We start from the raw sequence: 23,019 nt of genomic DNA on the forward strand, positions 1-23,019 counted from the left end.
AGATGCGAACATAACAGGAACAAAGCTCAGCCAACCGGCGCAATCCAGCCACAACGGCACGGACTATGGCACTCTTGCACAGACGAATCGGCGATCGGCCTTCAGTTTCCGCCACCAAGGACGTAAACCGGACGCCGGCGGCGGGGCGGAAGGGTCGGGCCGAGCCCGGCCCGGCGCATGCCCCGGCGGCGCGGCAGCCGCGCCGCAAGCGAGGATCTGGCGAAACGAGCGACATGACGGACCGTGACGATCTCTTCGGCGACATGATCCCCGCGGCAGGGGAGGGTGAAGCCGCCAAGGCCCCCGCCCCCGCGCGCCCGGCCCGGACCAGGACGGCCGCCGCCGCGGCCGTCGCCGCCGCCGTGAAGAGCCCGGCGACGCCCGGCGAGCAGGACTACAACGCGTCCGCCATCGAGGTGCTGGAAGGGCTGGAGCCGGTCCGCCGGCGGCCCGGCATGTACATCGGCGGCACGGACGACCGCGCCTACCACCACCTCTTCGCCGAGGTGATCGACAACTCCATGGACGAGGCCGTGGCCGGCCACGCGTCCTGGATCGAGGTCCACCTGTCGGACGACGGCTTCCTGACCGTGATCGACAACGGTCGCGGCATCCCGGTCGACCCGCATCCGAAGTTTCCGGACAAGTCGGCCCTCGAAGTCATCATGTGCACGCTCCACGCGGGCGGCAAGTTCGACAGCAAGGTCTACGAGACCTCCGGCGGCCTCCATGGCGTCGGCGTGTCCGTGGTGAACGCCCTCTCCGAAACGCTCGAGGTGGAGGTCGCCCGCGGCCGCCAGCTCTACCGGCAGACCTTCTCGCGCGGCATCCCGCAGGGCCCGCTGCAGCACCTCGGCGAGACCATGAACCGGCGCGGCACCAAGGTGCGCTTCCGGCCGGACCCGCAGATCTTCGGCGCCGAGCAGGGCTTCGAGCCGGCGCGCCTCTTCAAGATGGCGCGCTCCAAGGCCTATCTTTTCGGCGGCGTGGAGATCCGCTGGTCCTGCGACGAATGCCTCGTCGCCGGCAAGGCGACGCCCGCCGAGGCGGTGTTCAAGTTCCCGGGCGGCCTGAAGGACTTTCTCGTCGAGGCGCTCGAGGGCGAACGCCGGGTCGCCGAGGAGATCTTCGCCGGCAAGACCGGCACCGGCGGCCACGGGTCCGTCGAGTGGGCGGTCGCCTGGTTCGCTGGCGACGGCTTCGTCAACTCCTACTGCAACACCATCCCGACGCCCGGCGGCGGCACCCACGAGCAGGGCCTCCGCATCGCCCTCACCCGCTCGCTGAAGTCCTATGGCGAGATGGTCGGCAACAAGCGCGTCGCCCAGGTGACGCCGGACGACGTGATGACGTCGGCGGGCGGCCTCCTGTCGGTGTTCGTGCGCGAGCCGGAGTTCGTCGGCCAGACCAAGGACAAGCTCGCCACGGCCGACGCCAGCCGCATCGTGGAGAACGCCGTCAAGGACGCGTTCGACCACTTCCTCACCGGCTCGCCCGCCCAGGCCGGCCGGCTCCTGGAGTGGGTGATCGAGCGGGCCGACGAGCGCCTCCGCCGCCGCCAGGAGAAGGACGTCCAGCGCAAGTCGGCGATCCGCAAGCTGCGCCTGCCGGGCAAGCTCGCCGACTGCTCGCAGACCGCCGCGCAGGGCTCGGAGATCTTCATCGTTGAGGGCGACTCGGCCGGCGGGTCCGCCAAGCAGGCGCGCGACCGGGCGAGCCAGGCGGTGCTGCCGCTCCGCGGCAAGATCCTCAACGTGGCCAGCGCCGGGCGCGACAAGCTCGCCGCCAACCAGCAGCTGTCCGACCTCCTCCAGGCGCTCGGCGTCGGCACCCGCAGCCACTATCGCGAGGACGACCTTCGCTACGACAAGGTCATCATCATGACCGACGCGGACGTGGACGGCGCCCACATCGCGTCGCTGCTCATCACCTTCTTCTACCGGGAGATGCCCCAGCTCATCCGCGGCGGCCACCTCTTCCTCGCCGTGCCGCCGCTCTACCGGCTCACCCACGGCGGCAAGACCGTCTACGCCCGCGACGACGCCCACCGGGAAGAGCTCTTGCGCACGGTGTTCAAGAACAAGAAGCCCGAGATCGGCCGCTTCAAGGGCCTCGGCGAGATGATGCCCGGGCAGCTGAAGGAGACCACCATGGACCCGAAGACGCGCACGCTGCTGCGCGTCGGCGTGATCGAGGAGGAGACCGAGATGACCTCCGACACGGTGGAACGGCTGATGGGCAACAAGCCGGAGGCGCGCTTCGCCTTCATCCAGGAGAACGCCGCCTTCGCGACCGACCTGGACATCTGACCCGGACATCGATCCCCCCGGGGGGGAGGGCGCCCCGCGCCCCCTCCCCGCGCCGATCAGAGCGCGCCGCGCCAGGCGAGCAGCCGCATGGCGTTGGCGGTGACGAGCACCGTGGCGCCCGTGTCGGCCAGGATCGCCGGCCAAAGCCCCGTGACGCCGAGGAGCGTCGTCACCAGGAACACCGCCTTCAGGCCGAGCGCGATGGCGACGTTCTGGCGGATGTTGGCCATCACCGACCGGGACAGCCGCACCAGCCTGGCGACGTCCAGCACCCGGCCATGCAGGATGGCGGCGTCCGCCGTCTCCAGCGCCACGTCCGTGCCGCCGCCCATGGCGATGCCGACATCGGCGGCGGCCAGCGCCGGCGCGTCGTTGATGCCGTCGCCCACCTTGCCCACGCGGTGGCCCGAGGCCTGCATTTCCCGCACGATCCGCTGCTTGTCCTCCGGCAGAAGCTCGGCCCGCGCCTCGATGCCGAGGGTCGCCGCCACCGCGTCGGCGGTCGTCCTGTTGTCGCCGGTCAGCATCACGGGGGTGACGCCGGCCGCCTTCAGGGCGTCGAGCCCCGCCCGGGCGTCGGCGCGCGGCTCGTCGCGCAGCGCGATCAGCCCCGCCACCTTGCCGCCCGCCACCAGCACGGACACCGACTTGCCGTCCGCCGCCAGCGCCGCCACCGCCGCCGCCTGCGCGTCGTCGAGCGGCGCGCGCTCGCCCGCCGCGGCGGCCGAGCCGAGGAACACCGGCACGCCGCCCACCTTGCCCTCCACCCCCTTGCCGGGGAGGGCGGTGGACCCGAACGACGGCGGCAGCGGCGCCTTGCGAGCCTGGGCCTCCGCCAGGATGGCGCGCGCGAGCGGATGGGCCGATTCCGCGCCGAGCGCCGCCGCATAGGAGAGGACCGCCCGCTCGTCGGCCGCCGCCGGCAACACGTCGGTCACCCGCGGGCGGCCTTCCGTCAGCGTGCCGGTCTTGTCGAGGGCGACCGCCGTGAGCCCGCCCACCTGCTCCAGCACGGCCCCGCCCTTCACGAGCAGGCCGCGCCGCGCGCCCGCCGCAAGCCCGGCCGCCACGGCGGCGGGCGTGGAGATCACCAGCGCGCACGGGCAGCCGATGAGGAGCAGCGCCAACGCCTTGTAGGTCCACTCCGACCAGTCGCCGCCCGCCACCAGCGGCGGCGCGACGGCGACGAGGGCCGCCACCGCGATCACCGCCGGCGTATAGACTCGGGCGAAGCGGTCGATCAAGCGTTCCGTCGGGGCCTTGCGCTCCTGCGCCTCCTCCACCAGCCGCACCACGCGGGCGATGGTGTTGTCCTCCGCGCTCGCGGTGACGCGGAGCCGCAAGGCGCCATCCCCGTTCACCGTGCCGGCGAACACCGGGTCGCCGGCGGCCTTCCGCTTCGGCAGGCTTTCGCCCGTCACCGGGGCCTCGTCCACGGCGCTCTCGCCGGTCAGCACCGTGCCGTCCGCCGGGATCCGGTCGCCCGGCCGCACGAGCACGACCGCGCCGACCGGCAGCGAGGTGGCCGGCACCTCCTCCAGGCCGCCGTTCCGCTCCACGCGCGCCACGGCGGGCACCAGCGCCGCGAGGCTGCGGATGCTGGCGCGGGCCCGCGCGGCGGCGACGCCCTCCAGAAGCTCGCCCACCAGGAAGAGCACGACCACCACCGCCGCCTCCTCCGCCGCGCCGATGAACACCGCGCCGACGGCCGCCACGGTCATCAGCGTCTCGATCGAAAAGGGCGTGCCCGCCAGGGCTGCCGAAACCGCGCGCCGGGCGATCGGCACCAGCCCGACGGCCAGCGCGAGCAGCAGCGCCGGCGTCTCCACCGCCGGGATCGACCACCCGACCATCATGGCCAGCCCGAGCGCCGCGGCGCAGAGGATCGTCAGTCGCGCCTTCGGGGCCGCCCACCACGGGGCGGCTCCCTCCTCGGCCGCGGGCGCGGACGAAGCGCGGTCGGCGACCGGCGTGGTCGGGTAGCCGAGCCCGCCCACCTGCCGGACCAGCGCCTTCAGGTCGGCGCCGGGCGCGTGGGTCACGGTCATGGTTTCGGTCGAGATCGAGACGGACACCTCCGCGACGCCGGGAATCCGCCGGACGGCGGTGTCCACCTTGGCGGCGCAGGAGGCGCAGTCCATGCCCTCCACGCGGAAGCGGCTGACGAGGCTCAGGTCGGTCATGCTGTCGGTCCTTGGCTATGTCAGGACCAGACGCTACATCCTCTAGCGACTAGAGGAGCAAGAGCGAAAATGCACGACGGTGTTCCGATCGGCGAGGCGGCCCGCGCCAGCGGCGTGAAGGTGCCGACCATCCGCTACTACGAGCAGGTGGGCCTCCTGCCCGAACCGCCGCGCACCGAGGGCAACCGCCGGCTCTACGGCGGGCGGCACCTGCGCCGGCTCGCCTTCATCCGCCACGCGCGGGAACTGGGCTTCGAGGTGGAGGCGATCCGCACCCTCCTGGACCTCCAGGACAATCCGGGGCAGTCCTGTTCGCCGGCGGATTCCATCGCCCGCCTGCGCCTGAAGGATGTGGAGGAGCGCATCGCCCGCCTCACCGCCCTGAAGGCGGAGCTTCAGCGCATGATCGACGGCTGCAGCCACGGCACGGTCGCGGACTGCCGCGTGATCGAGGTGCTCGCGGACCACGGCGCCTGCGCGAGCCCCACCCACCGTTGACGAACCGGCCGGGCGGGCGTGGCGCGCGCCCGGACCCGCAGGTCCGGCCGCGAGCGCCGCCGGTCCGGGCATCGATCGACCGCACGTCTGCCGCGCGCGGAGACGCCCTGCCCCGCGCCTCAGCGGAACAGCATCACCGGGATCAGGCAGGTGCGCACCATCGCCGACGTGGTGCTGCCGACCAGGAACTGGCGCACGCGCGAGTGGCCGTAGGCGCCGATGGCGAGGAGGTCGATCCGCTCGTTCTTCACATAGGCGCCGATCACGCCTTCCGGATCGCCGGGAATCACCCGCGCCACCACGGCGCCGCCGCGGCGGCGGATCGGGTCGGCGGCCTCCTCCAGGCGCGCGGTCGCCTCGGCGGTCGGCTCGCCGACGAGCACCACGTGCACGGCGAGCCCGCCGAAGAGAGGGTGGGACGTCACGTGGTCGACGGCCTTCCGGGCGCTCGGGCCGCCGTCATAGGCGAGGAGCACGCGGCTGATCGGCTTGAACGCCCGCGAGGCGACGAGCACCGGCTTGCTGGCCGTGCGCACCACCCGCTCGAGGTTGCTGCCGAGGTGGAGGCTGGCGAGGTCCGCGTTGGCGCCGCGCTTGCCGATCACCAGGAGGTCGTAGTCGGCCTCCATCTGGGCCACGGTGTCGACGAAGGACCCCGTCCGGTGCCGCGTCTCCACCGCCGCGACGCCCGCCTCCAGCAGGCGGGCCCGGCCGGTGGCGAGCAGCGCCCTGCCCCGCTCCTGGGCGAGGCGCGCATTGGCCTCGTCCGCCGCGGCCAGTTCCGCCAGCAGGTGGGCGTTGGCGTCGAACCCGAGCGCGCCGCTCAGGTCCATCATGTCGCCGCGTTCCTTGCGGCCGATCACGTGCAGGAGGTCCACCGAGGCGCCGGTCCGGTTGGCCGCCCAGGCGGCATGGTCGGCGACGCTGGTCGCGTAGGATGACACGTCCACGCAGGCAAGGATCCGGGTCATGGGTCTTCCTCCCGTCCGGCTCTCACCGAGGCCGGTTTCTGTGGTCGTTGCAGGTCCCTGAAGGACGGGCGGTCAATGGCCGCCCATCAATTTGTCCACGGCGGCGGGGTCGTTGTGAATGGCGAACCTGTCCACGAGCGTGGCGCTCGCCGCGTTGAGGCCGAGCACCTCCACCCCGGCGCCCTCCCGGCGGAAGCGCAGGATGGTCTTGTCGAGCGCCGCGATGGCGGAGACGTCCCAGAAGTGCGCGTTGCTGACGTCGATCACCACGCGCTCCACCACCTCCTTCACGTCGAAAGCCGCGAGGAAGGCCTCGGTCGAGGCGAAGAACACCTGGCCGCGCACCTCGTAGGTCCGCACCCGCCCGTCCTCCGACAGGCGCGAGCCGATTGAGAGGAAGCGCGCCACCTTTCTGGCGAAGAAGATGCCCGAGAGGAGCACGCCGACCAGCACCCCCTTGGCGAGGTCGTGGGTGTAGACCACCACCGCCACCGTGGAGAGCATCACGATGCTGGAGGACGTCGGATAGGTCCGGATCTCGGCGATCGAGCGCCAGTTGAAGGTGCCGATCGACACCATGATCATGACGGCGACGAGGGCCGCCATCGGGATCTCGGCGACCCACGGCCCGAGCACCACGATCAGGAACAGGAGCACGACGCCCGCCACGAAGGTGGACAGGCGCCCCCGTCCGCCGGACTTCACGTTGATCACCGACTGGCCGATCATCGCGCAGCCGCCCATGCCGCCGAGGAAGCCGCTGACGATGTTGGAGAGGCCCTGGCCGCCGCACTCCCGGTTCTTGTCGCTCGGCGTATCGGTGAGGTCGTCCACGATGGCGGCGGTGAGGAGCGACTCCAGAAGCCCCACCGCGGCGAGCGCCACCGAATAGGGCAGGATGATCCGCAGCGTCTCCAGGGTGAACGGCACGTCCGGGATCAGAAAGGCCGGCAGGCTGGAGGGCAGGTCGCCGAGGTCGCCGACCGAGCGCACGTCGAGCCCGAGCGTCAGGCTCGCGGCCGTCACCAGCACGATGGAGACGAGCGGGCTCGGCACCGCCTTCGTGACGAGCGGGAAGAGGTAGATGACGGCGAGGCCCGCCGCCACCATCACGTAGGTCACGGGCGTCACGCCCACCAGTTCGGGCAACTGGGCGAGGAAGATCAGGATGGCGAGCGCGTTCACGAAGCCGGTCATCACCGACTTCGACACGAATGTCATCAGCCGGTCGAGGCGCAGGAGCCCTGCGAGGATCTGCAGGACGCCCATCAGGACGGTGGCCGCCAGGAGGTACTGGAGGCCATGGTCGCGGACGAGGTCCACCATCAGGACGGCGGTGGCGGCGGTCGCGGCGGAGATCATGCCGGGCCGTCCGCCTGTGATGGCCGACGTGACCGCGATGGCGAAGGATGCGTAGAGGCCGATCTTGGGGTCCACCCCGGCGATGACCGAGAAGCCGATGGCCTCCGGGATCAGCGCGAGAGCGACGACGGTGCCGGCGAGGATGTCGCCCCGGACATTAGAGAGCCAGTCGCGGTGGACGTTGGAAAACATGGACATACTGTGTCTGGGATCCCGAAACGATGGACGGCGGACCCGGCGCCGCGGGCGCAAGGGTACGATGGTCGGTCGTGAGGGGTTGTCCGGCGGATGGGCGGCCGGAAGAGCCACCTCGGGAAAGGCTCCCGAAGTCCAGGGCGATGGTCAAGTCTAGCGGCAGCGCTGCCGCGAACGCAACCGTTCCGGTGCGAACGGGCGAACGGGCGCCCTCCCCGCCGCCCGGCCGGCGACCTCAGAGCCCGTGGTCGGCCAGGAAGGTCGTGAACGCGTGGGTCACGGCGGTCGGGCGCTCCAGCGTCGACAGGTGGCCGCAGACCGGCATCACGGCGAGCCGGGCGCCCGGGATGGCCGACACCATCTCCTCGGCGATCTCCGGCGGCGTGATGGCGTCCTTGTCGCCGACCACCACGAGGGTCGGGCAGGCGATCCGCCCCAGCACCGGCCGCGAGTCCGGGCGGGCCATGATGGCGCGCTGCTGCCGCACGAAGGCGTCCGCGCCGGTCTCCTCCGCCATGGCGCGGACGACGATGGTGATCGTCTCGTCCTCCAGCCGGCTCGGATGGACGAGCATCGGCAGCTGCAGGTCCGGGATCTCGCCGAACCGCCCGGCTTCGGCGATCGCGATCTGGCGCTCGCGCCGCTCCCGCGCCTCGTCGCTGTCCGGGCGGGCGGACGTGTCCATCAGGACGAGCCCCTTCACCCGCTCCGGCGCCGCCCGCATGACGGCGAGCGCGACGTAGCCGCCCATGGACAGGCCCGCGAGCACGAACCGCTCGGGCGCTTCGGCGAGCAGCGTGGCCGCCATGTCGTCGATGCTCCCGTCGTCACGATGATTCGCCACCGTCACCGTTCTTTCGCCCGCCACCGCGGCGATCTGGTGGTCGAACAGGGCGCCGGTACAGTTGAGGCCGGGCACGAAGATCACCGGATCAGCCATGAACACACACTCCGAATCTGTTCAGCCGGTTCACCACAATGGTCGCAAGGCCGGCGAATCCGCAGAAAACCCGGTGGCAACGATTGACATTACCGGCTTCATCCCTATTTTCAGCGTCCGAAGACGATACGCGACTCCGAGGGTGTCCCGGCACGCTTTTTTGATGTCGCGTTCCATGCCCATCGACACCGTACCGTCGGAACGCACCCAACACATGTCATTTTCTGAACTCGGCCTCAGCGAGAAGGTTCTCGCCGCTGTGGAAGCGGCCGGATACACCACGCCCACCCCGATCCAGGCCGAAGCCATTCCCCACGCGGTCACCGGGCGGGACATCATCGGCATCGCCCAGACCGGCACCGGCAAGACGGCGTCCTTCGTGCTGCCGATGTTAACGCTCCTGGAAAAGGGTCGCGCCCGCGCGCGCATGCCGCGCACCCTCATCCTGGAGCCGACGCGCGAACTCGCCGCCCAGGTGGAAGAGAACTTCATCAAGTACGGCGTCAACCAGAAGCTCACCGTCGCGCTTCTCATCGGCGGCGTCTCGTTCGACGAGCAGGATCGCAAGCTCGACCGCGGCGTCGACGTGCTGATCGCCACGCCCGGCCGCCTGCTCGATCACTTCGAGCGCGGCAAGCTCCTCCTCAACGGCGTCGAGATCCTCGTCATCGACGAGGCGGACCGCATGCTCGACATGGGCTTCATCCCGGACATCGAGCGCATCTGCAAGCTCATCACCAAGAAGCACCAGACGCTCTTCTTCTCGGCCACCATGCCGCCGGAGATCCAGCGGCTCACCGAGAACTTCCTCACCGACCCGATCAAGATCGAGGTGGCGAAGCCGGCGACCACCGCTAAGACCGTCGCCCAGCGCCTGATCGCGTCCGGCTACGAGGCGCACGAGAAGCGGCAGGTGCTGCGCGACCTGATCCAGGACGCCCAGGACCTGAAGAACGCCATCGTCTTCTGCAACCGCAAGAAGGACGTCGCGGTCCTGTTCCGCAGCCTGGAGAAGCACGGCTTCAACGTCGGCGCCCTCCACGGCGACATGGACCAGCGCGCCCGCATGGCGACGCTCGACGCCTTCAAGAAGGGCACGCTCACCCTTCTCGTCGCCTCCGACGTGGCGGCCCGCGGCCTCGACATCCCGGACGTGAGCCACGTCTACAACTTCGACGTTCCGATCCACGCGGAGGACTATGTCCACCGCATCGGCCGCACCGGTCGCGCCGGCCGGTCCGGCACCGCCGTCACCATCGTGACGCCGGACGACATCAAGTACCTGTCCGCCATCGAGAAGCTCACCGGCGACGACGTGGAGTGGATCGGCGAGAAGGTCCAGGTCGACCCGGAAGCCAAGCGGCGCCGGCGCAGCGCGTCGACGCGCGGCGGCGATGGCGAGGCCCGTCCCAGCGCGCGGGTCAGCCGGTCCCGGTCCGATCGTCCCGCCCGCGGCGAGGATCGTCCCGCCCGCGGCGAGGATCGCCCCGCCCGAGGCGGGGAGCGGCCGCAGCGTGCCCGCGCCGAGCGGCCGGAGCGTCCCGAGCGGGTCGCGGATGCCGTCGAGGCATCGCCCGAGGCTCAGCCCCATTCCGGCCGCCGGTCCCAGGAGCCGCGTCCGCCCCGCCGGGACGACCGTCCCGGGCCGGTGCGCAGCGGCGAGCGGCCCCATCGTCCCCGCCGCGACACCGACGACGGCCCGACCGTGATCGGCCTCGGCGATCACGTCCCGGCCTTCCTGCTCCGCCCGGTCCGGGTGACCAAGCAGGCATCCTGATCCGGCAGGCTGCGGTGATCCGCGACCCGGGACACCCGAACCGTGCCGATTATTGTCATCGGCAAGAAAAGCGAGGCTCCGGCCTCGCTTTTTTGTTGCCCGCGACGTCCGTCGAGCACACCGGAAACGTCTACCGGTACGTGTAGTCCTCGGTCCCTACTCTGTCCTGGGGCCGCGTGGACAACACCATCGCAGGAATTAACCACGCCTTCACATAGAGAGCTTAGTATCTGTTCCGTACTCACACGGCATGGGGCTCCAATGTCGCAGCGGGAAGAATTCCAGCGCACCATCGGCTACGGCGAAGCGGCCATCGGGCAGCTGCGGCGTAACGAGATCCCGGCGTATCCGCGGAACTACGAGCTCTGGTACACCTATTGTGCAGGGTTCAACCACGCGCTGAACAAGGCCGTGAACGACATCCTGCGGGCGCGCGGTCACATCAGCGCCGACGAGGTGCACGACATCTACAGCCAGTTCCTGGCGCCCAGCCGCCTCGGCGACCGGATCGAGGAGGTCGGCACCCGGCTGTCCGACGAGATCAACGACGTGGTCAACGCCATGGAGCAGACGATCTCGGCGAACGCGCGCTATTGCGACAGCCTGAGCGCGTCGACGACCGAGCTCCTTGGCACCACTGACCAGAAGCGCGTCCTCTCCATCGTCCAGGGGCTGATCACCGCCACCCGGTCGTCGGAGGCCACGAACCGCCTCCTGGAAAGCCAGCTGGGGGAAAGCCGCAAGCAGATCGCCGACCTGCAGGAAAGCCTGGACGCGATCCGGTTCGAGAGCCTGACGGACGAGCTCACCACGCTCGCCAACCGCAAGCACTTCGACCAGTCGATCGAGCGCGCGGTGGCGAACGCCCGCGAGAGCAACGAGACCTTCTCGATGCTCATCACCGACATCGACCACTTCAAGACCTTCAACGACACCTACGGCCACCAGACCGGCGACCAGGTGCTGCGGCTCGTGGGCCTCGCCGTGAAGCAGAACGTGAAGGGCCAGGACATCGCCTGCCGCTACGGCGGCGAGGAGTTCGCCATCATCCTGCCGCGCACGGGTCTCGACCACGCGCGCACCGTGGCCGACCACATCCGCATCGCGGTCATGTCGAAGGAGCTGGTCAAGCGCTCCACCGGCGAGAATCTCGGCTACATCACCATCTCGATCGGCGTCTCCACCTGGAAGCCGACCGACTCGGTGGCCTCGGTCATCGAGCGCGCGGATGCCGCCCTCTATCTCGCCAAGCGCAACGGCCGCAACCGCGTCTGCACCGAGCGCGACCTCGCCGTCATGGAGCGTCGGCAGCCCGGCCGCGTCGCCTGACCGGCCGCCCGGATTTCGCCTTCGCGGCCTGCGCCCTCCGGCCCACCTCCACGGCCGCCCGGGCGAACGCCTCGAAGGCGTCCGGCTCGTCGTAGAGCCGCTCCGGCGCCCGCCAGTAGCTCATGATGGTGCGCCGGCCGTCCCTGGTCTCGTAGGCGAACGGCTCGCACCCTTCGGCCTCGAACGCGCCCTTGGTCTCGTCGTCCGCCTTGAAGTAGAGCGTGTCGGACGCCACCAGCGCGACCATCACGCCGTCCCGAAAGATGCCGTGGCCGCCGAACATCCGTCGGCGGCTGATGCCGCCGAGCGGACGGAACAGATCGTCCAGAAGCGCGAGGAAGCCGTCGTCGGCCATGGGTTTCCCCTGATGCTGAAGGCGCCGAGCATGCCGGCCGGTCAGCGGGCCGCGTCAAGTCCCATCTGCCAGAACGCCGCCTCGAGGCGCGACGCCTGGGCGAACAGGTCCGCCAGCCGCTTGAACCGCTCCGGCGAGAGGTCCGAGCCGGCGAGCCTGTCCAGGGTGCGGACGGCACTCTCCGCCACCTCGCGATAGGCCTCGCCCGCGTATTCGGCAATCCAGAAGGCGTAGGGGTTCGTGGCCTCCAGCGCGCCCGGAACGGCTGCGAGTCGTTCGGCGATGACGCCATAGCCGATCACGCACGGGCTCAGCGCCACATGAAGGTCCAGGAGATCGCCCTGCAGCCCGGCGTCGATGACGAAGCGCGTGTAGGCGGTGGTCGGAATGTCCTCCGGCGTCGCCGCCATGGCCTCCCGGGTCAGCCCCCAGCCGGCGCAGGTGCGCACGTGGAGGTCCATCTCCAGGTCCAGGATCGCCTTCAACCCCGCCAGCCCGGCCTGCATCTCCTCGATGGTCCGGCTCTTGAACACGGCGAGTGCGTAGGCTCGGGCGAACTGGATCAGGAACAGGTAGTCCTGCACCAGATAATGCCGAAACGCCGCCTCCGGCAGCGTCCCCGCCGCAAGCCGCTCCACGAACGCATGATGCGTATAGGCCCGCCACTCGTCGGGACGGGCCTCGATCAGACGGGAGAGAAGGGTCGGCATGGCACCTCTGAGAAGGAGACGAGAGAACGCCCCCTCCATACATCACCCGCGGGGCCCGCGCATGCTACCGCCGAAAAATGCCCCCACCCGCCCGCCCCCTCCGCCGTCATGGTCCGCGCAGGCGGACCACCCACGCATTCGGGCACTTGCCCCCTGCTCGGCCGTCATGGTCCGCGAAGGCGGACCACCCACGCATTTCCAGGGGAAGATCACTTCCGCCGATTCACACTCCCCTTAAAAAACGCATGGGTGGTCCGCCTTCGCGGACCATGACGGAGGTGCGTTTGGACCGGGTGGTGCGTCGCTCTCAACAGCCCGACGGCAGCGCTCAACGCCCACCCCCTCCGCCGTCATGGTCCGCGCAGGCGGACCACCCACGCCTTCAAGCGCCGGCAACCCCCTCCGCCATCACGGTCCACGAGCGTATCTCCCGCCACTCGCGGCCATGCCACCGCTCCTAGCCCGCGGCCATCTCGGCGGGCTTCAGGCTCACGCTTTCCCCGCAGCCGCAGGCGGATACCTGGTTGGGGTTGTTGAAGGTGAAGCCGGTCTTCAGGGTCGTGCGCTCGAAGTCCATCTGGGTGCCGAGCAGGAAGAGCACGGCCTTCGGGTCCACGAACACCGTCACGCCGTGGGCGTCCACCCGCTCGTCGCCGGGGCGAACGTCGGTGGCCAGTTCCATGGTGTAGCTCATGCCCGCGCAGCCGCCGTTCTTCACGCCGACGCGGACGCCGATCGCGGACGCGTCGGCGCTCTCGAGGATTTCGCGGACGCGGTCGGCGGCGGCTTCCGTCACCGTCATCACGTCCAGCTTGCGTCTTGCAACAGCCATACTCGGGTCTCCTGAAACGGCTCCGGTTCAAGGCCGGACCGATCTTATCCCAAGATCATCAATACCAGTTGAGCGCGACCTGCGCCTCTTCGCTCATGCGGTCGGGCGTCCACGGCGGATCGAACGTCATGCTCACGGAGACGCCGCTGACGCCCTGCACCGTCGCGACCGCGTTCTCCACCCAGCCCGGCATCTCGCCGGCCACCGGGCAGCCGGGCGCCGTCAGCGTCATGTCGATCTTCACGAACCGGTCGTCGTCGATATCGATCCGGTAGACGAGGCCGAGCTCGTAGATGTCGGCCGGAATCTCCGGATCGTAGACGGTCTTCAGGGCCGCGATGATGTCGTCCGTCAGCCGATCCAGCTCTTCCGGCGGAATCGCCGAGCCGGCGTCGGTGGTCGGCTTGTTCGGCGCTTCGGCCGTGATGTCGCTCATGTGTGTCCACTCACCCGAACAGAGTTTCGGCCTTCCGGAGCGCTTCGACCAGTTTATCCACCTCGCCGAGGGTGTTGTACAGGCCGAAGGATGCACGACAGGTGGAGGTGACCCCATAGCGTTGCAAGAGCGGCATGGCGCAATGGGTTCCCGCCCGCACCGCGACGCCGGACCGGTCGATGATGGTCGCCACGTCGTGGGCGTGCGCGCCCTTCATCTCGAAGGCCACGATCGCGCCCTTCTCCGGCGTGGTGCCGAAGATCCGGATCGAGTTCATCTGCCCGAGCTGGTCCATGGCGTAGTCGCGCAGCGTGGTCTCGTGCGCCAGGATCGCCTCGCGGCCGATGCCGTCCATGTAGCGCAGCGCCGCGCCGAGGCCGATCGCCTGCACGATCGGCGGCGTGCCCGCCTCGAAGCGATGCGGCGGGTCGTTGTAGGTGACGAAGTCCTCCGTCACGTCGCGGATCATCTCGCCGCCGCCCATGAAGGGCGGCATCGCCTCCAGCAGGTGCTTCTTGCCGTAGAGCACGCCGATGCCGGTGGGGCCGTAGACCTTGTGGCCGGTGAAGACGAAGAAGTCCGCGTCCAGCGCCTGCACGTCCACGGGAAGGTGCACGGCGCTCTGGCTGCCGTCCACCATCACCACCGCGCCCGCCGCGTGGGCGATGCGGGTCACCTCGCGGATCGGCACCACGGTGCCGGTCACGTTCGACATGTGGGTGATCGCGACGATCTTCGTCTTCGGCGTCACCAGCTTCTCGAACGCCTCCAGGTCGAAAGTGCCGTCCTCCAGGATCGGCGCCCACTTGATGACGACGCCGTTCCGCTCCCGGTGGAAGTTCCAGGGCACGATGTTGGAGTGGTGCTCCAGGATCGACAGGATCACCTCGTCGCCCGGCTTCAGCACCAGCCCGCCGTAGCTCGCCGCCACCAGGTTGATGGCCTCGGTGGACGAGCGGGTGAAGACGATCTGGTCCACCGACGGGGCGTTCAGGAACCCCCGCACGATCTCCCGCGCCTCCTCGTAGGCCTCCGTCGCGGCGTTCGACAGGTAGTGCAGGCCCCGGTGCACGTTGGCGTATTCCGACGTGTAGGCCTTCATCATCCGGTCCAGCACCGCCTGCGGCTTCTGCGCCGACGCGCCGTTGTCCAGATAGACGAGCGGCTTGCCGTAGACGGTCGTCTGCAGGATCGGAAAATCCCGCCGGACCGCCTCGACGTCATAGGGGGCCTGTAGAGGGGCGTGCATCGATCTGTTCGCCTTCTTGTTGATCAGGGCGGGTGCATGGCGCCCGGAGGTCGAGCCTGCACCCCCCTCTCCCACTCTCCCCCACGAGGGGGGAGAGGGTACGTCGCAGGTGTGGATCGGGTGGTGCGATCCGGCCATGCGGCTCTCGACCGAACCTCCATCAGGCCCTCTCTCCCCTTGAGGGAGAGAGTGGGAGAGAGGGGTGAACCACCGCCACCGCATCCAGTCGGCACCGCCGTCAACGCCGGCAGGCTATCACCCGAACCGCCTCCCGGCCCTCTCTCCCCTTGAGGGAGAGAGTGGGAGAGAGGGGTGCCAACGCCAGACGCCGACAAAACACCCCCCTCACCCCACCCGCTTCTCCAGCCAGTCCTCGATCCGGTGGATCAGCATGTCGCGCACCGCTTCGTTGTGCACCTCGTCGATGGCCTCGCCGAGGTAGGCGATGATCAGCAGCTTCTCCGCCTCGCTCTTCGGAATGCCGCGGGCGAGCATGTAGAACAGCAGATCGTCATCGAGCGCCCCGCAGGTCGCCCCGTGGCCGCACTGGACGTCGTCGGCGAAGATCTCCAGCTCCGGCTTGGCGTAAGCCTCGGCGCCCTCCGACAGGAGGAGCGAGGCCGTCATCATGCGGGCGTCGGTCTTCTGGGCGTGGGCCGGCACGTTGATGCGGCCCTGGAAGACCGACTTCGCCTCGTCGTCGATCACCGCCTTGTAGAGCTCGCGGCTCTCGCAGCCTTCCGCGTCGTGGGTCACCACCAGCGTGGTGTCCGCGTGCCGGCGACCGGACAGGAGCGTCGCCCCCCGGAACGCACCGGTCGACCCGGCGCCGTTGAAGCGGGCATAAACCTGGGCGCGGGCGAGCGCGGCGCCGAGAGCGGCGTTGAACGTCTCGAAGCGCGCCTTCGCGCCGATCTCGACCGTGAGCGTCGTCAGGCTCACCGCCTCGAGCGGATCCAGTTGCAGGCGGATGTGGTCGACCTGCGCCTCGTCACCCAACGTCACGACCGACACGATGTTGGTCTGATGGGCGGCAGCGTAGGTGGCTTCGGTGGTCTCGATGAGGGTTGCCGAAGCGCCGTTGCCGATCAGAAACACGTTGCGGACCGCGGTCGCGGCGGCGGTCTCGCCGTCGATCACGTGGGTGATCTCGATCGGCCGGGCGAGCGCGACATCGTCGGCGACACGCACGACAACGCCGTCCGTCATGAAAGCGGTATTCACCGACAAAGCGATGTTGTCGGCCGCCTCCGGGATCGGCCGGAGGGCCGCCAGCACCTCGGCGTCGGCGTGGGTCAGCGCCTCGGCGAGGCTGCCGATCGTGACGCCCTCCTCCAGGCCGCCGAGGTCCGAAAGCTCGGGAACCAGCCGCCCGTTGGCGACCACCAGCCGGCGGGCGCCATCGCCCGGAACGGCCGGCGGCAGGGCGCGGACGCGCTCGTGGTCGGGCGGCCCGGCGGGCGCCGCGATGGTGCGCAGGTTGGCGCGCAGATCCGTGTACTTCCAGGCCTCGACCCGGCGGTGCGGGAGGCCGGCCTTCTCGAAGGCCGCGAACGCGCCATCGCGGAGGTCCGCGACGGCGGGGGCGCCCGGAAGCGACGCCTTTTCAGCGGGATAGCGCTTCAGGAGCGCCTCCTCGGCGGGGGTGCGGAGAACGGTCGTGGTGCCCATGGTGTCGGTCATCGCCCTGCTCACGCCGCGTCCTGGACGTAGCCGGCGTAGCCGTTCTTCTCCAGGTCGAGCGCCAGTTCCTTGCCGCCGGAGGCCACGATCCGGCCGGCCGAAAGCACGTGCACGAAGTCCGGCACGATGTAGTTGAGGAGCCGCTGGTAGTGGGTGATCACCACGAAGCTCCGGTCCGGCGAGCGCAGCGCGTTGACGCCGTCCGCCACCACCTTGAGGGCGTCGATGTCGAGGCCGGAGTCGGTCTCGTCCAGGATCGCGAACGACGGCTGCAGGAGCGCCATCTGCATGACTTCGTTGCGCTTTTTCTCGCCGCCGGAGAAGCCCACGTTGACCGGGCGCTTCAGCATCTCGGGCGAGATGTTCAGCTTGGCCGCGGTGTCCTTGATGAGGCGCATGAAGTCGGGCGTGGTGATATCGCCCTCGCCGCGCGCCTTGCGGTGCGCGTTCAGCGCCGCGCGCAGGAAGGTCATGGAGGCGACGCCGGGGATCTCGATCGGATACTGGAACGCCAGGAAGAGGCCGGCGGTCGCGCGCTCGTTCGGCTCCATCTCCAGGATGTTGACGCCGTTGAGCAGCACCTCGCCCTCGGTCACCTCATAGTCGTCCTTACCGGCGAGGATGTAGGAGAGCGTCGACTTGCCGGCGCCGTTCGGCCCCATGATGGCGTGCACCTCGCCGGGGTTCACCGTCAGGTCGAGGCCCTTCAGGATCTCGCGGTCGTCGATGCGGGCGTGGAGGTTCTTAATCTCGAGCATATGTGTCCGGTCCTTGCGTATCTGCGCCTCGACGCGCCGGCGGAGGCGGGTGTTCGAAGATCTTCCCGGTCCGGGAAGGTGGCGGCCGGGCTGCCGGGATCATGAGGCTTCAGCAAACCGCGCTCTGCCGCGGGACAAAGGCACTCCCTCCCCCGGCTTCGCCGGACCCTCCCCTGAAGGGAGGGATGAGGGCCGCGCCCGTCCGCGGGCGCGGAGCCTTCGTCAGCCGACCGAGCCTTCCAAGCTGATGCCGATCAGCTTCTGGGTCTCGACCATGAACTCCATCGGCAGCTGCTGCAGCACGTCGCGGACGAAGCCGTTGACGATCAGGGCGATCGCCTCCTCCTCGCCGAGGCCGCGCGACAGGCAGTAGAACATCTGGTCGTCGGAGATCTTCGAGGTGGTCGCCTCGTGCTCCACGACCGCCGACGCGTTCTTGCTCTCGATGTAGGGCACCGTGTGGGCGCCGCACTTGTTGCCGATGAGCAGCGAGTCGCAGTTGGTGAAGTTGCGCGCGCCGGTCGCCTTGCGGCCGATCTGGACGAGACCGCGGTAGGTGTTGTCCGACTTGCCGGCCGCGATGCCCTTGGAGATGATCTTCGACGTGGTGTTCTTGCCGAGGTGGATCATCTTGGTGCCGCTGTCGACCTGCTGCTTCCCGTTGGAAATGGCGATCGAGTAGAACTCGCCGCGGGAATTGTCGCCGCGCAGGATGCAGCTCGGGTACTTCCAGGTGATGGCCGAGCCGGTCTCCACCTGGGTCCAGGAGATCTTCGAGTTGCGGCCGCGGCAGTCGCCGCGCTTGGTCACGAAGTTGTAGATGCCGCCCTTGCCCTCGGCGTCGCCGGGGTACCAGTTCTGGACGGTTGAATACTTGATCTCCGCGTCGTCGAGGGCGACGAGCTCCACCACGGCGGCGTGCAGCTGGTTCTCGTCGCGGCTCGGGGCCGTGCAGCCCTCAAGGTAGGAGACGTAGCTGCCCTCGTCGGCGATGATGAGGGTGCGCTCGAACTGGCCGGTGTTCTTCTCGTTGATCCGGAAATAGGTCGACAGCTCCATCGGGCAGCGGACGCCCTTCGGAATGTAGACGAACGACCCGTCGGAGAAGACCGCGCTGTTCAGCGTGGCGTAGTAGTTGTCGGTGGTCGGCACGACCGAGCCGAGATACTTCTTCACCAGCTCCGGATGCTCGCGCACCGCTTCGGAGATGGAACAGAATATGACACCGTGCTTGGCCAGCTCCTTCTTGAAGGTGGTCACCACGGAGACGCTGTCGAACACCGCGTCCACGGCCACGCGCGGCTGGGCCGCACCCTCGACACCGGCGAGGAGCTCCTGCTCGCGGAGCGGGATGCCGAGCTTCTCGTAGGTGCGCAGCAGCTCAGGATCGACCTCGTCGAGGCTCTTCGGCCCGGGGGTCTTCTTCGGGGCGGCGTAGTAGTGCAGGTCCTGGAAATCGATCGGCGGATAGTCCACGCGCGCCCAGGTCGGCTCGGCCATGGTCTGCCAGCGGCGGAACGCCTCCAGGCGCCACTCGGTCAGCCACTCCGGCTCGTTCTTCTTGGCCGAAATGTAGCGGACGATGTCCTCGTTCAGGCCCTTGGGGGACAGCTCGGACTCGATCTCGGTGAAGAAGCCGTACTTGTACTTGTCGACGTCGATCGCCGACACCTGTTCGATGGTTTCCTGGACTGCAGGCATTTCCAAACTCCATCCGGCGCGGTTTCAAGGACCGTGGGATTTCACTGTCATATAGGGAGTCAAGCGGCTCTCGACCCCTTCCGTTTCGTCAGGTCTGCGTGGACCCTGGTGAAGACCTCCTCGAACCGGGCGACCTCGTCGTCCGTGGTCGAGGGACCGATGCTGATCCGCAGGGCCGAGCGGGCGAGGTCCGCCGGCACGCCCATGGCCAGGAGAACCGTGCTGGCGCTCACCTTGCCGCTCGAGCAGGCCGACCCCGAGGACAGCGCCACGCCGGCGAGGTCGAACGCGATCAGGGCCGTCTCCGCCTGCAGGCCCGGCACGGCGACCGAGAGGGTGTTCGCGATCCGCTCCGCCGCCTCCGAGAACACCACCGCCTCGGGCGACACGCGCCGGATGGCGGCCGCGATCCGGTCGCGACGCGCGGCGATCGCGGGCGCATGCCTCAGATCGTGCGCGGCCTCCTCCGACGCAACCCCGAACCCTTCGATTCCCCAGGCATTTTCGGTTCCGGCGCGCGCGTAGGCCTCCTGCCCGCCGCCGGTGAGGAGCGGCGGAAAGGCCAGGAACTCGCTCGCCCTGATGATGGCGCCGACGCCCTGCGGACCGCCGATCTTGTGGGCCGAAAGGGTGAGCACGTCGGCGCCGAGGGCTGCCATGTCCACCGGGATTCGCCCGGCCGCCTGCACCGCGTCGGTGTGGATCAGGCCGCCGTGGGCGTGTGCGAGTCGGGCCGCCTCGGCCACCGGCTGGATCACGCCCGTCTCGTTGTTGGCGAGCATGATCGACACGAACGCGCGCTGGCCCTCGGCCGCGAGCGCCGCGAGCCGAGCGTCGAGCGCGGAGAGATCCACCACGCCGTCACGGTCGACGGGCACGGTCTCCACCTGGTCGGCCGCGAACCGCCCGCCCCGGGCGACACACGGATGCTCCACCGCCGAGACGAGCAGGCGGTCGAAGTCGAGCGGCTTTCCGTTGAAGGTCCAGCGCGGCGCGAGCACCGTGGCGGCGCCCTCGGTGCCGCCGGACGTGAAGGTGACGCAGCGCGGGCTGGCGCCGACGAGCGCTGCGATGGACCGGCGCGCGGCCTCGATCGCGGCGCGGGCGCGGCGGCCCTCGTCGTGCACCGACGAGGCGTTGCCGACCCGGCCGAAGCTCTCGGCGAGACGCGCGGCGACGCTCGCCCGAAGGGGCGCGCCGGCGTTCCAGTCGAGATAGATGCGCTTCGTCATGCCTCGTCCCGGCCGGTCTCCGGCCGCCACACAAGAGATCCTCTGCCGCAGGGCGAACGCCCGTGCGGGTCACCATGTTCACCCTTGACAGAGTCGCTGCCGCGCACGACCTCACACGTGTCGTGAGCGACCGGTCCGCCCGCTCCGGTCAAGCGATTTTTCTTGACGCCGGAGGGTTTGGCGGTCCAGTGCATTCGCCAGACTGAGAGGCGCCCGATGATCCGCAGTTTCGAACTGTTCTAAAGAGGTTTGTAAGACCGACCCGGGTCTTCGTCAAGGACACGGGTACGCGTTTATCCCTAAACGCAGGACAGAACCGACCCGCGGGGACCGTGCGGACCGCACCCCTACAAGCGAAGAGAGTCCGAAGAGACCGATGCCCGAAGTCATCTTCAACGGCCCTGCCGGCCGCATCGAAGGACGGTTCCAGCCGGCCAAGGGTCGCAACGCCCCGATCGCGATGATCCTGCATCCGCATCCGCAGTTCGGCGGCACCATGAACAACCAGGTGGCCTACCGGCTGTTCTACATGTTCAAGGAACGCGGCTTCGCGGTGCTGCGCTTCAACTTCCGCGGCGTCGGCCGCAGCCAGGGCGCCTTCGACCACGGCGCCGGCGAGCTGTCGGACGCCGCCTCCGCGCTCGACTGGGTGCAGACCGTGCATCCGGACGCGCGCTCCTGCTGGGTGGCGGGCTTCTCGTTCGGCGCCTGGATCGGCATGCAGCTCCTGATGCGCCGGCCGGAGATCGAGGGCTTCATCTCCATCGCGCCGCCGGCCAACCTGCACGACTTCTCCTTCCTGGCGCCCTGCCCGTCGTCGGGCCTGATCGTCCACGGCGACGTGGACAAGGTCGTTCCGCCGAAGGACGTGCAGACGCTGGTGGACAAGCTGAAGATGCAGAAGGGCATCACGATCGAGCAACGCACGATCGAGGGCGCCAACCACTTCTTCGACCAGAAGGTGGACGAGCTGATCGACACCTGCGGCGACTACCTGGACCGCCGCCTGGCGATGGCCGAGGCCGGCTGAGGACAAGAGGACCGGCTGAGGACAAGAGGGCCTTCGTCCTGACGGGGAGAGCGGCGAGCGCTACCGCCCAACCTCGCCCCCTTCCCCGATCGTCACCCCGGCGAAAGCCGGGGCCCAACCGTCCGCACCAGCGACTGCACCGGCGCGGACCCCGCGTCGTCGGCTGGATCCCGACTTCCGTCGGGATGACGGCGTAAGAGGCAGGCGGCGAGGCGTCCTCGGTCGACTGCCCGCCACCCCTCGCCCATCTCCACCATCGTCATGGTCCGGTTCAGCCGGACCACCCCCGCCTTCCTCTCACCCTGTCACCACACCCCCGATCGTCTCCACCGGCACCCCCGTCGTCCCCGGATAGCTCCCCGGCAGCCTCCTCAGCCGGCGCACCGCCAGGAACCCGAACGCCTGGGCCTCCAGGAAGTCGCCCGACAGCCCCACGCTGTCCGCGCTCGCCACCACCGCGCCGGTCCGCGCCGCGAGCATCCCCATCAGCGTCCGATTCCGCGCCCCGCCGCCGGCCACCACCAGCGTCCGCACCGGCTTCGACGCCGCCGTCAGCCCCAGCGCCACCGTGGCGGCGGTCACCGCGGTCAGCGTCGCCACCCGGTCGGCGAAGGAGAGCGCCGCCAGTTCCGCCGCCGCCAGCCCATGAAACGCCATGCGGTCCAGCGATTTCGGCGGTCGCACCTGAAAGAAGGGATGCGCGAGAAACATTCCAACAATCGCTTCGTTCACAACGCCATCGGCGGCAATGCTGCCATCCTGGTCGAAGCGGGCGCCGGTCTCCCGGGCCACGCAGTCGTCGATCAGCGCGTTGCCCGGACCGGTATCGAACGCCAGCATGCCGCCCGCCTCGTCGATCAGCGTGACGTTCGCGACGCCGCCCACGTTGAGGATGGCCGCCGGCCGGTCGAGTCCCGCCCGGGAGGCGAGGGCGCGGTGGTAGACCGGCACCAGCGGCGCCCCCTGCCCGCCCGCCGCCACGTCGGCCGCGCGAAAATCATGCACCACCGGCAGGCCCGCCGCCGACGAAAGCCGCGCCGCGTCTCCGATCTGGACCGTGAGGCCGCGGTCGGGGGCGTGGAAGACGGTCTGGCCGTGGAAGCCCACCACATCGGCCGAAATCCCCTCCCCGGCCGCCTTCGCGAGTAAGTCCGAAACGGCGGCGGCGTGGACGTCGGTGACGATCCGCTCCGCTTCCGCCACGGCGCCCGGCCGCTCGTCGCGCCGCGCGATCGCCGTCGCGTCCCCGAGCGCCGCCCGCAGCACGTCCCGCTCCGCGTCCGTGTAGGGCCGGAACAACGTCGGCCCGAAAGCGTCCACGCTTTCGCCGTCGGTCAGAACCAGCGCGGCATCCACCCCGTCCAGGGAGGTGCCGCTCATCAGGCCCAGAGCCCAGAGGGGGCGCGCGTCGGTCATTCCCGGTCCTTCTTCCTGGTGTCACGGCGGCCAATGTCTGCTAGAGACCTGCG

The 23,019-nt window shown here is 69.5% G+C and carries 19 protein-coding genes and 1 other annotated feature; of the genes, 5 read left to right on the forward strand and 14 right to left on the reverse strand.

Annotated features, from left to right (window positions below):
* Positions 1 to 233 precede the first annotated feature (233 nt).
* Positions 234 to 2,309 carry a DNA topoisomerase IV subunit B gene (gene parE, locus HND91_RS13020; protein ID WP_181707005.1) on the forward strand — a complete coding sequence of 692 codons (2,076 nt, stop codon included), beginning with the start codon at positions 234 to 236 and terminating at the stop codon, positions 2,307 to 2,309.
* A gap of 56 nt (positions 2,310 to 2,365) precedes the next feature.
* Here parE and HND91_RS13025 read toward each other — a convergent pair whose 3' ends face one another.
* Positions 2,366 to 4,492 carry a heavy metal translocating P-type ATPase gene (locus HND91_RS13025; protein ID WP_181707006.1) on the reverse strand — a complete coding sequence of 709 codons (2,127 nt, stop codon included), beginning with the start codon at positions 4,490 to 4,492 and terminating at the stop codon, positions 2,366 to 2,368.
* 69 nt (positions 4,493 to 4,561) lie between these two features.
* Between HND91_RS13025 and HND91_RS13030 the strand changes: the two genes are divergently transcribed.
* Positions 4,562 to 4,990: a MerR family transcriptional regulator gene (locus HND91_RS13030; RefSeq protein ID WP_181707007.1), complete on the forward strand. Its 429-nt coding sequence runs from the start codon at positions 4,562 to 4,564 to the stop codon at positions 4,988 to 4,990.
* Between the two features lie 119 nt (positions 4,991 to 5,109).
* On the opposite strand, the gene HND91_RS13035 is transcribed toward HND91_RS13030, so the two are convergent.
* The 3 genes from HND91_RS13035 to HND91_RS13045 form a co-directional block, all read right to left on the reverse strand.
* Complete coding sequence (locus HND91_RS13035) at positions 5,110 to 5,961, reverse strand: universal stress protein (RefSeq protein WP_181707008.1); 852 nt, start codon at positions 5,959 to 5,961, stop codon at positions 5,110 to 5,112.
* A 72-nt stretch (positions 5,962 to 6,033) separates the two neighbouring features.
* Positions 6,034 to 7,515, reverse strand: a complete 1,482-nt coding sequence (locus HND91_RS13040) for a SulP family inorganic anion transporter (protein WP_181707150.1) — start codon at positions 7,513 to 7,515, stop codon at positions 6,034 to 6,036.
* 83 nt (positions 7,516 to 7,598) lie between these two features.
* Positions 7,599 to 7,658: a sequence feature (sul1 is cis-regulatory element that is thought to sense ions involved in sulfur or methionine metabolism; They are found in Alphaproteobacteria), on the reverse strand.
* 95 nt (positions 7,659 to 7,753) lie between these two features.
* On the reverse strand, positions 7,754 to 8,458 hold the full coding sequence (locus tag HND91_RS13045) for an alpha/beta fold hydrolase (RefSeq protein WP_181707009.1): 705 nt from the start codon (positions 8,456 to 8,458) through the stop codon (positions 7,754 to 7,756).
* A gap of 214 nt (positions 8,459 to 8,672) precedes the next feature.
* On the opposite strand from HND91_RS13045, the gene HND91_RS13050 reads away from it, so the two are divergent.
* Together HND91_RS13050 and HND91_RS13055 are read left to right on the forward strand one after the other, a co-directional pair.
* Positions 8,673 to 10,235, forward strand: coding sequence for a DEAD/DEAH box helicase (locus HND91_RS13050; RefSeq protein ID WP_181707010.1), 1,563 nt, complete (start codon positions 8,673 to 8,675; stop codon positions 10,233 to 10,235).
* A 261-nt stretch (positions 10,236 to 10,496) separates the two neighbouring features.
* Positions 10,497 to 11,564, forward strand: a complete 1,068-nt coding sequence (locus HND91_RS13055; protein ID WP_181707011.1) for a GGDEF domain-containing protein — start codon at positions 10,497 to 10,499, stop codon at positions 11,562 to 11,564.
* Here HND91_RS13055 and HND91_RS13060 read toward each other — a convergent pair.
* From HND91_RS13060 to HND91_RS13100, 9 genes are all read right to left on the reverse strand, one after another.
* Positions 11,530 to 11,919, reverse strand: a complete 390-nt coding sequence (locus HND91_RS13060) for a TfoX/Sxy family protein (RefSeq protein WP_181707012.1) — start codon at positions 11,917 to 11,919, stop codon at positions 11,530 to 11,532. The genes HND91_RS13055 and HND91_RS13060 overlap by 35 nt on opposite strands.
* A gap of 41 nt (positions 11,920 to 11,960) precedes the next feature.
* Positions 11,961 to 12,629: a thiaminase II gene (tenA, locus tag HND91_RS13065; protein ID WP_181707013.1), complete on the reverse strand. Its 669-nt coding sequence runs from the start codon at positions 12,627 to 12,629 to the stop codon at positions 11,961 to 11,963.
* Positions 12,630 to 13,086: 457 nt separating this feature from the next.
* Positions 13,087 to 13,461, reverse strand: a complete 375-nt coding sequence (gene sufA, locus HND91_RS13070) for a Fe-S cluster assembly scaffold SufA (protein WP_181707014.1) — start codon at positions 13,459 to 13,461, stop codon at positions 13,087 to 13,089.
* A 58-nt stretch (positions 13,462 to 13,519) separates the two neighbouring features.
* Positions 13,520 to 13,897 carry an SUF system Fe-S cluster assembly protein gene (locus tag HND91_RS13075; RefSeq protein WP_181707015.1) on the reverse strand — a complete coding sequence of 126 codons (378 nt, stop codon included), beginning with the start codon at positions 13,895 to 13,897 and terminating at the stop codon, positions 13,520 to 13,522.
* A 10-nt stretch (positions 13,898 to 13,907) separates the two neighbouring features.
* Positions 13,908 to 15,146 (reverse strand): cysteine desulfurase, encoded by a 1,239-nt coding sequence (locus HND91_RS13080; protein WP_181707016.1) that lies wholly within the window; start codon positions 15,144 to 15,146, stop codon positions 13,908 to 13,910.
* 345 nt (positions 15,147 to 15,491) lie between these two features.
* Complete coding sequence (gene sufD, locus HND91_RS13085) at positions 15,492 to 16,841, reverse strand: Fe-S cluster assembly protein SufD (protein WP_343057338.1); 1,350 nt, start codon at positions 16,839 to 16,841, stop codon at positions 15,492 to 15,494.
* The gene (gene sufC / locus HND91_RS13090) at positions 16,838 to 17,587 is read right to left on the reverse strand and encodes a Fe-S cluster assembly ATPase SufC (RefSeq protein ID WP_181707017.1); all 750 of its coding nucleotides are present in this window, start codon (positions 17,585 to 17,587) and stop codon (positions 16,838 to 16,840) included. Before sufC ends, sufD begins: the two co-directional genes overlap by 4 nt.
* A gap of 222 nt (positions 17,588 to 17,809) precedes the next feature.
* Positions 17,810 to 19,288: a Fe-S cluster assembly protein SufB gene (sufB, locus tag HND91_RS13095; RefSeq protein WP_181707018.1), complete on the reverse strand. Its 1,479-nt coding sequence runs from the start codon at positions 19,286 to 19,288 to the stop codon at positions 17,810 to 17,812.
* Positions 19,289 to 19,347: 59 nt separating this feature from the next.
* A complete protein-coding gene (locus HND91_RS13100) occupies positions 19,348 to 20,520 on the reverse strand; it encodes a cysteine desulfurase family protein (RefSeq protein ID WP_181707019.1) in 1,173 nt (390 codons plus the stop codon).
* Between the two features lie 376 nt (positions 20,521 to 20,896).
* Between HND91_RS13100 and HND91_RS13105 the strand changes: the two genes are divergently transcribed.
* Positions 20,897 to 21,550, forward strand: coding sequence for an alpha/beta hydrolase (locus HND91_RS13105; protein ID WP_181707021.1), 654 nt, complete (start codon positions 20,897 to 20,899; stop codon positions 21,548 to 21,550).
* A 297-nt stretch (positions 21,551 to 21,847) separates the two neighbouring features.
* Here the strand turns inward: HND91_RS13105 and HND91_RS13110 are convergent, their stop codons facing one another.
* The gene (locus HND91_RS13110) at positions 21,848 to 22,966 is read right to left on the reverse strand and encodes an anhydro-N-acetylmuramic acid kinase (RefSeq protein ID WP_181707022.1); all 1,119 of its coding nucleotides are present in this window, start codon (positions 22,964 to 22,966) and stop codon (positions 21,848 to 21,850) included.
* Between the last annotated feature and the right edge of the window lie 53 nt (positions 22,967 to 23,019).

It is taken from the genome of Chthonobacter rhizosphaerae (assembly GCF_013839525.1).
In the GTDB taxonomy this organism is placed as follows: Bacteria; Pseudomonadota; Alphaproteobacteria; order Rhizobiales; family Pleomorphomonadaceae; genus Chthonobacter; species Chthonobacter rhizosphaerae.

Bases quoted from the DNA above. Each gene is read 5' to 3' on its own strand.
- parE (WP_181707005.1), top strand. From the start codon at position 234: ATGACGGACCGTGACGATCTCTTCGGCGACATGATCCCCGCGGCAGGG.
- HND91_RS13025 (WP_181707006.1), bottom strand. From the start codon at position 4,492: ATGACCGACCTGAGCCTCGTCAGCCGCTTCCGCGTGGAGGGCATGGAC.
- HND91_RS13030 (WP_181707007.1), top strand. From the start codon at position 4,562: ATGCACGACGGTGTTCCGATCGGCGAGGCGGCCCGCGCCAGCGGCGTG.
- HND91_RS13035 (WP_181707008.1), bottom strand. From the start codon at position 5,961: ATGACCCGGATCCTTGCCTGCGTGGACGTGTCATCCTACGCGACCAGC.
- HND91_RS13040 (WP_181707150.1), bottom strand. From the start codon at position 7,515: ATGTTTTCCAACGTCCACCGCGACTGGCTCTCTAATGTCCGGGGCGAC.
- HND91_RS13045 (WP_181707009.1), bottom strand. From the start codon at position 8,458: ATGGCTGATCCGGTGATCTTCGTGCCCGGCCTCAACTGTACCGGCGCC.
- HND91_RS13050 (WP_181707010.1), top strand. From the start codon at position 8,673: ATGTCATTTTCTGAACTCGGCCTCAGCGAGAAGGTTCTCGCCGCTGTG.
- HND91_RS13055 (WP_181707011.1), top strand. From the start codon at position 10,497: ATGTCGCAGCGGGAAGAATTCCAGCGCACCATCGGCTACGGCGAAGCG.
- HND91_RS13060 (WP_181707012.1), bottom strand. From the start codon at position 11,919: ATGGCCGACGACGGCTTCCTCGCGCTTCTGGACGATCTGTTCCGTCCG.
- tenA (WP_181707013.1), bottom strand. From the start codon at position 12,629: ATGCCGACCCTTCTCTCCCGTCTGATCGAGGCCCGTCCCGACGAGTGG.
- sufA (WP_181707014.1), bottom strand. From the start codon at position 13,461: ATGGCTGTTGCAAGACGCAAGCTGGACGTGATGACGGTGACGGAAGCC.
- HND91_RS13075 (WP_181707015.1), bottom strand. From the start codon at position 13,897: ATGAGCGACATCACGGCCGAAGCGCCGAACAAGCCGACCACCGACGCC.
- HND91_RS13080 (WP_181707016.1), bottom strand. From the start codon at position 15,146: ATGCACGCCCCTCTACAGGCCCCCTATGACGTCGAGGCGGTCCGGCGG.
- sufC (WP_181707017.1), bottom strand. From the start codon at position 17,587: ATGCTCGAGATTAAGAACCTCCACGCCCGCATCGACGACCGCGAGATC.
- sufB (WP_181707018.1), bottom strand. From the start codon at position 19,288: ATGCCTGCAGTCCAGGAAACCATCGAACAGGTGTCGGCGATCGACGTC.
- HND91_RS13100 (WP_181707019.1), bottom strand. From the start codon at position 20,520: ATGACGAAGCGCATCTATCTCGACTGGAACGCCGGCGCGCCCCTTCGG.
- HND91_RS13105 (WP_181707021.1), top strand. From the start codon at position 20,897: ATGCCCGAAGTCATCTTCAACGGCCCTGCCGGCCGCATCGAAGGACGG.
- HND91_RS13110 (WP_181707022.1), bottom strand. From the start codon at position 22,966: ATGACCGACGCGCGCCCCCTCTGGGCTCTGGGCCTGATGAGCGGCACC.